Annotated in this window: 11 protein-coding genes; all 11 read left to right on the top strand. The window is 40.3% G+C overall.

Annotation, left to right across the window (positions count from 1 at the left end):
* The first annotated feature begins 15 nt into the window (after positions 1 to 15).
* Positions 16 to 789, top strand: a complete 774-nt coding sequence (locus FS608_RS06065) for an enoyl-CoA hydratase-related protein (protein ID WP_144548353.1) — start codon at positions 16 to 18, stop codon at positions 787 to 789.
* A gap of 15 nt (positions 790 to 804) precedes the next feature.
* On the top strand, positions 805 to 2,322 hold the full coding sequence (locus FS608_RS06060) for an aldehyde dehydrogenase family protein (protein WP_144548352.1): 1,518 nt from the start codon (positions 805 to 807) through the stop codon (positions 2,320 to 2,322).
* A gap of 85 nt (positions 2,323 to 2,407) precedes the next feature.
* Entirely contained in the window at positions 2,408 to 3,283 is an 876-nt protein-coding gene (locus FS608_RS06055) for a 3-hydroxyacyl-CoA dehydrogenase (protein ID WP_144548351.1), read from the top strand.
* On the top strand, positions 3,280 to 4,485 hold the full coding sequence (locus tag FS608_RS06050) for an acetyl-CoA C-acyltransferase (protein ID WP_144548350.1): 1,206 nt from the start codon (positions 3,280 to 3,282) through the stop codon (positions 4,483 to 4,485). The genes FS608_RS06055 and FS608_RS06050 overlap by 4 nt, the downstream gene beginning before the upstream one ends.
* Before the next feature lie 66 nt (positions 4,486 to 4,551).
* Positions 4,552 to 5,328 carry an enoyl-CoA hydratase-related protein gene (locus FS608_RS06045; RefSeq protein ID WP_144548349.1) on the top strand — a complete coding sequence of 259 codons (777 nt, stop codon included), beginning with the start codon at positions 4,552 to 4,554 and terminating at the stop codon, positions 5,326 to 5,328.
* A 99-nt stretch (positions 5,329 to 5,427) separates the two neighbouring features.
* Entirely contained in the window at positions 5,428 to 6,327 is a 900-nt protein-coding gene (gene paaX / locus FS608_RS06040) for a phenylacetic acid degradation operon negative regulatory protein PaaX (RefSeq protein WP_144548348.1), read from the top strand.
* Between the two features lie 137 nt (positions 6,328 to 6,464).
* A complete protein-coding gene (locus FS608_RS06035) occupies positions 6,465 to 7,424 on the top strand; it encodes an NAD(P)H-dependent flavin oxidoreductase (protein WP_144548347.1) in 960 nt (319 codons plus the stop codon).
* A gap of 496 nt (positions 7,425 to 7,920) precedes the next feature.
* Positions 7,921 to 8,271 (top strand): DUF485 domain-containing protein, encoded by a 351-nt coding sequence (locus FS608_RS06030; protein ID WP_144548346.1) that lies wholly within the window; start codon positions 7,921 to 7,923, stop codon positions 8,269 to 8,271.
* Positions 8,271 to 9,821: a solute symporter family protein gene (locus tag FS608_RS06025; RefSeq protein WP_144548345.1), complete on the top strand. Its 1,551-nt coding sequence runs from the start codon at positions 8,271 to 8,273 to the stop codon at positions 9,819 to 9,821. The genes FS608_RS06030 and FS608_RS06025 overlap by 1 nt, the downstream gene beginning before the upstream one ends.
* Positions 9,822 to 10,170: 349 nt before the next feature.
* Positions 10,171 to 11,688 (top strand): histidine ammonia-lyase, encoded by a 1,518-nt coding sequence (hutH, locus tag FS608_RS06020; protein ID WP_144548344.1) that lies wholly within the window; start codon positions 10,171 to 10,173, stop codon positions 11,686 to 11,688.
* A 50-nt stretch (positions 11,689 to 11,738) separates the two neighbouring features.
* Positions 11,739 to 13,220 (top strand): amino acid permease, encoded by a 1,482-nt coding sequence (locus tag FS608_RS06015; RefSeq protein WP_144548343.1) that lies wholly within the window; start codon positions 11,739 to 11,741, stop codon positions 13,218 to 13,220.
* The last annotated feature ends 3 nt before the right edge of the window (positions 13,221 to 13,223 follow it).

Genomic DNA, 13,223 nt, shown 5'->3' with positions numbered 1-13,223 from the left:
GGAGGCGGAAGGGATATGTTTGAAACGATTCGCTACAACGTGCAAGATGGCGTAGCTTGGCTGCGACTGAATAGACCAGATAAGCTGAATGCTTTTATCGCTCAAATGAATCGTGAAATAAAAGAGGCGGTAAGAGAAGCATCTTTAGATGAAACGGTGCGATGTATTGTCATAACGGGTGAGGGGCGGGCGTTTTGCTCCGGACAAGACTTAGCGGAAGTTAATGAGGAAATGGATCATGGCCAAGTTCTCAGAGATCATTACGGCCCAATGGTGAAACAAATTGTGAATTGTGAGAAACCTATTGTTGCTGCCGTAAACGGTGTAGCAGCAGGAGCTGGATTTAGTTTAGCACTTGCTTGTGATTTTAGAATAGCTTCAGAAAAAGCAAGCTTTCTTAATGCCTTCATCCATATCGGATTAATTCCAGATTCAGGTAATATTTACTTCCTTTCTAAATTAATCGGAAGCGCGAAAGCGGCAGAGCTGTCTATTTTGGGAGAAAAGGTTAGTGCTGAGAAGGCTTTTGACCTCGGGCTAGTGACAAAAGTGATTCCGATGGATACATGGGAACAAGAAGTCAAAGAGTTTGCTGTGAAACTTGCTCAAATGCCAACGAAAGCAATCGGCTTAATCAAATATTATTTAACCTTGGCTAACAACATTTCTTTTGACTCTTATCTAGAGAAAGAAGCTGAAGGTCAACGTATTGCAGGATTGACACAAGATTCTCGTGAAGGCGTTAACGCATTTTTAGAAAAACGCAAACCAGTTTTTACAGGAAAATAAAAGGAGTGGGATAATATGACAACAGTTCAAGAAATCAAAACAGAAAAACCTGCTATGAAACGTGAATTCTACCATTTAATCATCAATGGCGAAAAAGTAGAAAGCAGCAACGGCGTTACGTTTAAAACATATAATCCTGCTACTGGCGAAGTCATCGCACAAGTAGCGAAAGCGACAAAAGAAGATACAGAAAAAGCCATTCAAGCAGCTCGCAATGCATTTGATTTTGGCAAATGGAAAAAATCACCGGTTAATAAACGTTCTCGTGTATTAAATAAAATCGCTTCAATCATGCGTTCAAGATTTAATGAATTAGTAGAGTTAGAGATTTTAGATACTGGTAAATCCCTGAATGCAGCACAAGGTCAAGTGATGCAGGCAATCGAAGACTTCGAATTTTATGCAGGTGCCATCGTAGGACATGGCGGTACGGTGAACCCTGTGCCTGGACAATTCCACAACTATACAGAAAAAGAACCTGTCGGAGTTTGTGCGCAAATCATTCCTTGGAATTATCCATTAATGATGGCTGCGTGGAAGATTGCTCCTGCCATCGCTGTCGGATGTTCAGTTGTTGTAAAACCGGCTAGTTTAACACCGCTTACAGCTATTATTCTTGGAGAAATTTGTTATGAAGCAGGAGTACCTGAAGGTGTCGTAAACATCGTTCCTGGTTCAGGTGCAGAAGTTGGAAACTACTTAGTGGAGCATACACAAGTAGATAAAGTAGCCTTCACTGGTTCTACACCAATCGGTAAAGATATCATGGCAAGAGCGTCTAAAACATTAAAGCGTGTTACGTTAGAGCTAGGCGGTAAATCTCCTAATATCGTATTTGACGATGCTGATATCGATGCAGCGGTAGACGGTTCTTTATACGGTATTTTCTACAATACAGGTCAGTCTTGTGAAGCTCGCTCACGTTTATACGTACACGAAGACATTTATGATGAATTTGTAAGTAAATTTGTTGAAAAGACAAAGAAATTGAAATTAGGGAATCCGTTTGACAAAGAAACACATGTTGGTGCGATTATTGATCAAAGCCAATGGGATGTAGTGGATGGTTATGTGAAATCTGCCATTGAAGACGGTGCTGAAATTTTAGCCGGCGGCAAAGGGGCGAAGGTCGAAGGATTTGAAAATGGATTCTGGTACGAGCCAACTGTTATTGCCAATGTTAATCATGACATGAAAGTAGTTAATGAAGAAATCTTTGGACCAGTTGTCGTGATCATGAAATTTAAAGATGAAAAAGAAGCAATCAAATTAGCTAATGATACTGAATTTGGACTAGGTTCAGCTGTTTGGACGAAAGACGGAGCACGTGCTACTCGTGTAGCGAATCAAATTCAAGCTGGTATCGTAATGGTGAACTGCCCATTCTCAGCCATGCCTGGAACACCGTTTGGCGGTTATAAACAATCCGGTTTTGGCCGTGAGCTATGTATTGAGACGCTTGATCTATATACGGAAACAAAAAGCATCATTTCTTACTATGGCAGCCGTCCATTAAATCCATTTGGTGTGTAATTCTATGATGAGTACGGATAGAGCTCCTAATGAGTTTTATTCGTACTTATTTGCATAAGTGTGTGTTGAAAAAAGGAGGACAACCATGATTAATAACATTGTTGTAGTAGGTTCAGGTGTAATGGGAAGAGGTATTGCCTATGTAGGAGCTGTCGGGGGATACTCGGTTACATTAGTGGATGTGCAAGAAGCGGCATTAGAAAATGCCAAAAAGGAATTGAACAGCATCTTTGAAAAAGGATTATCCCGCGGAAAAATATCTGCTGAAACAGTAGAATTGTCCAAGAAAAATCTTTACTATGCTACTAGTTTACAAGAAGCGGCCAGTGAAGCGGATTTAGTGATTGAGGCTGTTCCTGAGAAAGCTGAAATCAAAAAAGCGGTATTTGAAACAATTGAAAAATATGCACCAGCTCATTGTTTCTTTGCGACGAACACATCAACGATGAGTCCAACGGAAATTGCTTCATACGGAAACCGTCCGGAAAAAACAATTGCGATGCACTTCTTTAATCCGGTTCATAAAATGCCGCTTGTTGAAATTATTCGCGGCCTGGAAACAAGTAATGAAACGGCACAAGTGATTAAAGAAGTTGCGGAAAAGATGGGAAAAGAGACGGTTGTGATTAATGAGTTCCCTGGATTTGTAACAAGCCGCATTAGCGCTTTGGTCGGTAATGAAGCTTTTTACATGCTTCAAGAAGGGCTGGGTACACCTGAGGAGATTGATAAAGCCATTAAATTAGGATTGAACTACCCAATGGGTCCATTTGAACTTGTAGACTTAGTAGGGTTAGATGCCCGTTTAAATAATTTAAAGTATTTGCATGAGAAGCTTGGTGAAAAATATCGTCCGGCTCCGTTATTAGAGCAATATGTTAAGGCAGGACGTTTAGGTCGAAAATCAGGCAAGGGAGTATATGATTATACTACCGAAGAAAAAGAGGCGGTTAAAAAATGAGAGAAGTTGTAATCGTAGATGCTGTTCGAACACCAATTGGCAGATATAACGGGGCATTAAAAAGTGTACGTCCAGATGATTTAGGTGCGGTTGTCATCAAGGCGCTTGTAGAACGCAATCCGTCTCTTCCGGCTGATGAAATTGAAGAAGTGATTTTTGGAAACGCAAACCAGGCGGGGGAAGACAATCGTAACGTAGCGAGAATGTCGGCTTTACTGGCGGGTCTCCCCGTTAGCGTTGCGGGTACAACAGTAAACCGTTTGTGCGGTTCCGGATTAGATGCTGTCATGTATGCAGCGAGAGCGATTGCGATTGGAGAAGGAGACATATACATTGCCGGCGGTACGGAAAGCATGACACGTGCGCCTTTCGTTATGGCAAAGCCTGATAAAGAATTCCCTCGTGGTGGAATGGAGCTTCAAGATACGACGATTGGCTGGCGCTTCACGAATAAAAAGTTAGAAGAAATGTATGGTGTAGACACAATGCCGAAAACGGCTGAAAATGTAGCTCAGCGCTTTAATGTTCCACGCAGTGATCAGGATCAGTTTGCTTTTGAGAGTCAGCAGCGGGCGAAAAAAGCGATGGAAGAAAATCGTTTTGCACAAGAAATTGTCCCTGTTGTATATAAAGATCGAAAAGGTAATGAAATTGTCGTCGATACGGATGAGCATCCTCGTCCGGATACAACGTTAGAAAAACTCGGGAAATTAAAGCCTCTGTTTGAAGGAGGAACGGTTACGGCGGGTAATGCTTCAGGTGTCAATGATGGAGCTTCAGCGTTATTAATCATGAGTGCCGATAAGGCGAAGGAATTAGGATTGAAGCCTTTAGTGAAGTATGTAGTAGGAGCAACAGCAGGATTAGAGCCGGCTATCATGGGATTAGGACCGATTTTTGCTACAAGAAAAGCGCTGCAACGTTCCAATTTAACGGTCGAAGATATCGGCTTAGTTGAATTGAATGAGGCATTTGCTTCTCAAGCTTTGGAATGTATCCGTCAATTGGAGCTGGATAAAAATAAAGTGAATGTAAACGGAGGGGCGATTGCGTTTGGCCATCCGCTTGGGGCAAGCGGAGCTCGTATCTTAACAACCCTTATATACGAGATGAAGAAACGCGATGCAAAATTCGGCCTTGCGACGATGTGTGTAGGCGTTGGGCAAGGAATAGCGGCGATCGTAGAGAGTGTAACAGAATAACGTGAGGGCCCTTATTTGACGAAATGCCAAGTAAGGGTTTTTTACAAATAAAAAGAGGTGTAGAAAATGTCTAATGTTTTGTATAATATAGAAGATAGTATAGGGTATGTAACAATAAATCGTCCTGACGTGTTAAATTGTTTTGATTATGAGACATTAAAGCAGTTACAAGAAGTGGTAGATTCTATTGAGCTAGATCCAGAAGTGAGAGTAGTCATTTTCACTGGAGCAGGTGAGAAAGCCTTTAGTGCAGGTGCTGATTTAAAAGAGCGTAAAACTTTAACCGATGTGCAAGTAAGAAGAAACGTAAAAGCAATTCGGGATGTATTCAACAGCGTAGCTTCTCTTCCTCAGCCAACGATTGCGGCGGTAAATGGTTATGCGTTTGGCGGCGGTTTTGAATTAATGTTGGCCTGTGATTTTTCCCTTGCAGTAGAGGAAGCGAAGCTGGGACTTACAGAGACGAGCTGGGCTATTATTCCCGGAGCTGGCGGTACGCAGCGTTTACCTCGGTTAATTGGTGAAGCAAAAGCGAAAGAGCTGATTTTTACAGCGCGAAAAATCTCTGCTTCAGATGCTTATGGATGGGGAATACTGACGAGAGTTGTAAAGCGTGATGAACTTATGAAGTCCTGTGAAGAGTTTGCAGCAGAAATGATGAAAAATGGTCCTATTGCTTTAAAGCAGGCGAAATATGCGATTAATCAAGGGATGAATGCAGATTTGCAAACTGGATTGGCAATTGAGTCGAAAGCCTATGAAATAACGATTCCAACCGAAGACCGTTTAGAGGCTTTACGAGCTTTTAGCGAGCGGAGACTGCCTAATTTCACAGGAAAATAATAGCTGCAAATCAGCATAGGATTATAATAGATTCTCGAGCGCTCCACTTTTTTGAAACAAAACATATACAGGCGGTGCAAACAGAAAGAGTGAGATAAAATGAGTACTGCTAATACGCAGTCCATGATTTTTACGATTTATGGCGATTACTTACGCCATTATGGAAATAAAATTTGGATTGGAAGTTTAATACGCTTGTTAAAAGAATTTGGACATAATGAACAGGCTGTTCGTGTAGCTGTTTCGCGTATGTTGAAACTAGGGTGGATTCAGTCGGAGAAAAAGGGGAATAAAAGTTATTATTTTCTAACTTCTCGCGGTGATAACCGCATGGAAGAAGCCGCGGGGAGAATTTTCAAGCTGAATCCTCATGAATGGGATGGAAAGTGGAGAATCCTTATGTATACCATTCCGGAAGAAAAAAGACAAATTCGTGATGAACTTAGAAAAGAATTACTATGGAGTGGCTTTGGAAGTTTTGCCAGCGGCTGCTGGATATCTCCCAACGCCTTAGATAAGGAAGTTGAGCTCTTAATCGACAAATATGATATTAGGCCATACGTTGATTTCTTTTTATCAGAATATAAGGGGCCGAAGGAAAGCCAATCGCTTGTTGAGAGAAGTTGGCCTTTATCTGAGATTGAAGAAAAGTATGAGCAATTTATCTCGGATTACAGCAGGAAATACATTGTGCATCAAAGTATCATGCAAAGAGGCGAGATGACGGATGCGGAATGTTTTGTCGAGAGAACGAATCTTGTTCACGAGTATCGGAAATTTTTATTCACTGATCCAGGATTGCCGAAGGAGCTTTTACCTGCGCGCTGGAGCGGTAACCATGCGGCGTTGTTGTTTAGTCAATATTATAAATTATTAGCTGAGCCGGCTAACCGTTTCTTTGAAGAGGTCTTCCAGGAGGATAATGATTTAAGGCGCAAAGATCAATCGTATGATGCTTCTGACCATCTGTTAATCAGCGAACAAATAAAAAACTCCTAGAGGGAAGCGTTCCTTTAGGAGTTTTTTATTTGAGTTTTCCTTTTTGTAAATTAAGCATATTATGTCCCCTTTTGTATGATTATGATTGTGTTTATGTTGATTCTATTATAACATTATTTATAAGGGGAGTGGTAAAAGTGAAATATATAACTGAACAATTGCATATTAAATACCCTATCATACAAGGGGGCATGGGAAACATCAGCAATGCGCCCCTTACGGCGGCTGTATCAGAAGCGGGAGGATTAGGGACAATTGGAAGCGGTACCATGGCGCCGGACCAAGTAGAAAACATTATTCTAGAAACGAAAAAGAGAACAAATAAGCCATTCGCTTTAAATATTGCCATTACTGTTACACCTTTTGTAAAGGAACTAGTAGAGTTGGTTATAAAACATCATATTCCAGTTGTATCATTATCTGCAGGGAATCCTGCGCCCATTATTCCGGTTCTTCACGATCATGGTGTAAAAGTAATTGCTGTTGTCGCTTCTGTAAAGCATGCGCAAAAAGCAGAAGCAGCAGGAGCGGATATCTTAGTAGCGGAAGGATTTGAAGCAGCTGGGATTAACTCTAATCTTGAACTGACAACCTTCACACTGATTCCGCAAATTGCTCAATCTGTGACCATTCCGGTACTTGCAGCTGGGGGAATTGGGGATGGAAAAGGCCTGGCGGCGGCGTTGATGCTCGGGGCAAGTGGTGTCCAGATCGGTACACGGCTGATTGCTACGAAAGAGGCTCCTTTTCATAACACGTATAAACAAAATTTGGTTCACGCAAGTGACACCGATACAGTCATTGTAGGGCGTTCTGTAGGGCGTGTAAGAAGAATGTTAAAAACCCCATACGCACACAAATTACGTAATATAGAAGAACAAGGGATGACTTTAGAACAATATAATGAGATGACGTCTGAAAAACAGCATGTAACTGGAGCGATAGCAGGAGACTTAGAAAACGGATTCATTAATAGCGGACAAGTAGCAGGATTGATTTCTGGCATCCCTAGCGTAAAAGAGCTGTTGGACAGCATGATGGAAGAAGCGAGCAGACAAATTAATAGAGTAGCAATGGACCTAATTATTTTGAAATAAACAAAAAACACCTTTGTCAAATTAATTATGTATAAGAGTTCGAGAAACTACTTTAAGGTTTCTTCCCGAATGCAAAGCCGTTATAATGCCAGCCCAAAGGTAGTTTCCTTTGGGCTTATTGGCATGCCACGCTTTGCCCTAATAGATTAAATACTGAGTTAACGGGCAGTAAGACCCTCGCTGATGGAAGTTTCCTTTATAAAAAAATAGAAGAAAACTAATTTTGTTCAGAAATATCTGAATTTTATTTACAAATGTTCAATCCTATGGTATTTTTATCAAGTGATAGTATAACAGATTTTAAAACGTCGTTTATTATTTGTTTGTTAAATAAATGTTGTGTTTTTAAATCTACAGGAGAGTGATAGATAGAAAAATTGACAGTTAATATTTGCTTTTAAGGGTTTTGTGAGAAAGTTTTCGATTCGGAGAATTTAATTGTATAACAAGTGTTTATAGTTATTTATTTACATTTGTTATAAAAGGGGGAGCATGTATGGGAGTTCAATTTCAAGAACAGAAACTACACACGCAGAAAGTACAAAAGGCTTCTTACACATCACTGATCCAAACGAATGATTTTCAAACGTTGTTAAAGCAAAAGAAATCATTTATTTTGCCAATGGCCGTCTTTTTCTGTTTATTCTATTTTGCCTTACCTATTTTAGCTGCTTATACGAAAGTATTAAACTATCAGGCAATTGGCCATATGACATGGGCATGGGTTTATGCATTACTGCAATTTGTACTCGTATGGATATGCGGTTTTGTCTACATTAAAAAATCTGAAAAATTTGATAATTCAGCAGCGGCTATCTTAGCGAAACATAAGGAGGAATTATATTAATGAGTCTATTGGCATTATCCTTATTCCTGGGAATCATCGCTTTAACATTGGTCATCACATATCTTTCCTCTAAAAAAACAAAAAATGCAAGCGATTTTTACACAGCCGGAGGAGGATTGACAGCATGGCAAAACGGTCTGGCGGTAGCCGGAGATTTTATGTCTGCCGCTTCGTTCTTGGGGATTACAGGAGCCATCGCTTTAGTGGGGTTTGATGGATTTTACATGAGTATCGGAAATCTAGTTGCCTTTTTATTTTTGCTCTATCTGGTTTCTGAGCCACTTCGAAATCTAGGAAAGTACACAATGGCCGACATGATTACGGCACGCTTCAATTCCAAAAAAGTTCGAGGAGTAGCTGCTGCTAACACGCTGGTTATCTCCATCTTTTATATGATTGCTCAGCTTGTTGGGGCAGGCGGACTTATTAAGTTGCTGCTTGGAATCGATTATTCGACTTCCGTTTTGCTTGTAGGTATCCTGATGACGATTTACGTAATTTTTGGCGGAATGACCGCTACCAGCTGGGTGCAAATTACAAAAGCTATTTTATTGCTCATCGGATCATTTGTTATAACGTTTATTGTGTTTGCTAAATTTGACTTCAGTGTTATGAATATGTTTCAGCATGTAAAATCCGCAACGCCATTAGGAGAAGAGTTCTTGAATCCAGGAAACAAATACAAAGATGGGCTGGATATGATTTCCTTTAATATGGCACTTGTCTTAGGGGCAGCAGGTTTACCGCATCTTCTTGTCCGTTTCTTTACTGTAAAGGATGCAGCGACGGCACGTAAATCAGTCGTTTATTCAACATGGTTCATTGGGGCATTTTTTATTATGACCATCTTTTTAGGCTTCGGTGCAGCGGCATTTGTAGGATTTGAAAATATTGTTGCGGCGAATCCTGCTGGAAACATGGCAGCACCATTGTTGGCGCAAACGATGGGTGGAGATTTTTTATTTGCCTTTGTTTCAGCCGTTGCTTTTGCTACCATACTTGCAGTAGTTTCCGGACTTGTGCTCACATCCGCATCTGCGTTTGCCCATGATATTTATGGAGAAATCATTAAGGGCGGAAAAGTAACAGAAAAGCAGCAAGTATTTGTAGCACGTATTGCTTCGATCGGAGTAGCTGTTGTTTCCATTTTACTTGCATTGTCTGCCCAAAAATTAAATGTCGCTTTCTTGTCTGTATTGGCTCTTGGTATTGCTGCCAGTGCAAATCTTCCTGTAATTTTATGCACAATTTATTGGAAGCGCTTTAATTCAACAGGGGCTATTACAGGGATGCTGATTGGATTAATCAGCTCCGTTGTCCTTGTGTTATTGAGCCCGAATGTATGGAGTCCAACGCCGGGAGCCGCAATTTTTACCGGGGAACCTATTTTCCCGATGCTAAATCCAACTATTTATACGGTGCCGCTAGGTTTCCTTGGCGCATATTTAGGAACCGTTCTGTCTAGAGGAAAATCGAATGCAGAAAGCTTTGCAGAAGTTGTATATAAATCAAACACGGGGTATGGTATCAGTGCTGCGAAAGACCATTGATAGATAGGATCTAGATTTTGGGGTCAGTCCCCTGGTGCGTTAAAGCTTTACTTCACCGGGGGACTGACCCCATTTTTTGTGGTTACTCCCTTTCATTAACTATTGTGCTAAAGTATTATCGTGGTAAAATATGGGATTTTCCTGTTGACTATTAAGATTTATATCACATATAATTATCATGGTAATAGAATAATAGACTATCAAGAAGGGAAGGATAACGCATGAGGCAGCGTATAAAAATTGTTACAAATTCAAAAATGGGAAAAAAAGAGGCTGGAATCCAATTCTAATAGGAATCGGAATCCAGCCTCTTTCTTTATTATACTAAAGTGATAGAGGAGTGGGATTAATGATAACATTAACAGGTCAAAATTTAACATTGAAACAAATGAAGGAGATTTTATTTGGGAATCAAAAGGTAAGCGCTTCAGAAATGAGTATAGAGGCTGCTAGAAAGAGTCGGGAAGCTGTAGAAAGAATTGTTTCAGAATCAAAAGTAGTCTATGGGATTACAACAGGGTTTGGAAAATTTAGTGATGTCCTTATTGATAAAGATCATGTTCAAGATCTTCAGCTTAATTTAATTCGTTCACATGCTTGCGGCGTAGGTGAGCCGTTCCCAGAGGTTGTCGCAAAAGCAATGGTACTTCTTCGCGCTAACGCACTTTTAAAGGGCTTTTCTGGAATTAGGCCGCTTGTTATTGAAAGGTTACTAGATTTAGTAAACAAGAATATTATCCCTGTGATTCCGCAGCAAGGTTCCCTTGGAGCAAGCGGAGATTTGGCACCGCTTTCACACTTGGCGTTAGTGCTAATCGGTGAAGGAGAAGTATTTTATAAAGGAAATCGAATGGATTCACTTGAAGCCTTACAGCAAGAAGGAATTTTCCCAGTAACACTTGAGGCAAAGGAAGGTCTTGCTCTTATCAATGGAACCCAAGCGATGACTGCGATGGGAGTTGTCGGCTATCTAGAAGCAGAACAACTCGCATACCAAAGTGAGTTAATTTCGTCTATGACCATTGAAGGATTACAAGGGATTATTGATGCCTTTGCTGAAGAGGTTCATATCGCAAGGGGTTATCAACAGCAAATTGATACTGCAGCGCGAATCCGAGGTTACCTAAGTGATAGTTTATTGACGACGACACAGGGCGAATTGAGAGTACAGGATGCTTATTCGCTCCGCTGTATCCCGCAAGTTCATGGTGCTACGTGGCAAGCACTTGATTATGTAAAAGAAAAATTAGAGATTGAGATGAATGCAGCAACAGATAATCCACTAATTTTCGATGACGGTGAAAAAGTCATTTCCGGTGGGAACTTCCATGGACAGCCAATTGCTTTTGCAATGGATTTTATGAAAATTGCTGTTGCGGAAATGGCAAATATATCTGAAAGACGAATTGAACGGTTAATCAATCCGCAGTTAAATGATTTACCGCCATTTTTAAGCCCTGAACCAGGACTACAATCTGGTGCTATGATCATGCAATATGTTGCCGCATCTCTTGTATCAGAAAACAAAACGTTGGCACATCCAGCAAGTGTAGATTCGATTCCTTCTTCGGCGAATCAAGAGGATCATGTAAGCATGGGGACAATCGCATCAAGGCATGCACATCAAATTATTCAGAATACAAGAAGAGTCCTCGCAATTGAATTCATTTGTGCGATGCAGGCGGTTGAATACCGTGGAGTTGAAAAAATGGCAAGCCAAACAAAACGGCTGTATGAGAAAGGAAGAGAACTTGTTCCTTCTATTAAAAAAGACCGCATTTTCTCAAAAGATATTGAAAAATCTGCTGAAGGTCTGAAAACAATGAATCTATCAACATTACTTGAGCAAGTGGAAAGTGTAAAGTAAATTTTACCTAACAAATATTTAACATTAAATATTATAAAAAGAGGTGTTTTATGCAAAATACGGCGCTTAAAGCCCAAGAAACAGTACATGAACACGAGTTTGGCGAACATTTAGAAAGAAAGCTTAAAACACGGCATCTTACTATGATTGCTATCGGAGGAACAATCGGAACAGGGTTATTTTTAGCCAGTGGAACCACGATTCATGATGCTGGTCCAGGTGGAGCTTTAGCTGCCTATATCATTGCAGGAATAATGGTCTATTTTATAATGGGCAGCTTAGGAGAAATGGCGGCTTTTATTCCGATTTCAGGTTCTTTTAGTACGTATACCTCAAGGTTTGTCGACCCTGCATTGGGTTTTGCAGTTGGCTGGAACTATTGGTACAATAATGCGATTATTTTTGCTTTGGAATTATCAGCATCGTCATTGATCATGAAATATTGGTTTCCTGATGTCCCAGGTATCATTTGGAGCGCCAGTTTCCTTGTACTAATTTTTGGTCTTAACTTTTTATCCGTTAAGGGGTATGGTGAATCAGAATTCTGGTTTTCATTGATTAAAGTTGCAACAATTATATTATTTATTGTTGTTGGGTTACTAATGATCTTTGGAATTATGAAGGGCCATAGTGGCGGATTTGAAAATTTCACAAAAGGAGAAGCCCCATTTAAAGGCGGCATGTTATCCATATTTAGTGTATTTATGGTGGTGGGATTTGCCTTTCAAGGCACGGAGCTCGTCGGGATTACAGCCGGTGAAAGTGAAAATCCTGCGAAAAATTTACCTAAGGCAGTAAAACAGATCTTCTGGAGAATATTATTGTTTTATGTTTTAGCGATTTTTATTATTGGATGTTTAATCAGCTATACCGACCCTCAATTATTAAGCGCTGATTTAGAGAATATTGCAGTGAGTCCGTTTACTTTAGTATTTGAAAACGCAGGCCTTGCCTTTGCGGCGGCTGCCATGAATGCAGTAATCCTTACTTCAGTTCTGTCAGCAGGAAATTCCACTTTATATGCCGCTTCGCGCGTCCTATGGGTATTGGCGGAAGAAGGAAAAGCTCCGTCATTCTTGAAAAAAGTAAATAAAGGTGGAGTTCCGATTAACGCACTATACATATCAACCCTTGTTGGGATGCTGTGCTTTCTTACTTCCCTTTTTGGTGATGGAACTGTTTATTCTTGGCTATTAAACGCTGCTGGCTTAGCTGGTTATATCTCTTGGTTAAGTATTTCGGTTACACATTATCGATTCCGTAAAGCTTATGTTGCACAAGGAAGAGATTTCAAAGATCTGCCCTATAAAGCTAAGTGGTTCCCATTAGGTCCAATTTTGGCGACAGTATTATGTTTAATCGCAATGCTTGGAACAAATTACGGAGCATTTATTGGCTCAAAGGTTGACTGGTATGGGATATTGGTTTCTTATATTGGACTACCTCTATTCTTAATAGGTTATTTAGGCTATAAAAGTATTAACAAAACAAAAATCGTGCCATTAAAAAAGGCCGATTTCAGCAGAGATTAAGTA

It is taken from the genome of Bacillus sp. X1(2014) (genome assembly GCF_007678255.1).
Note: the sequence above shows the minus strand (reverse complement) of the source record. Positions and strands in the feature narration are given on the sequence as shown.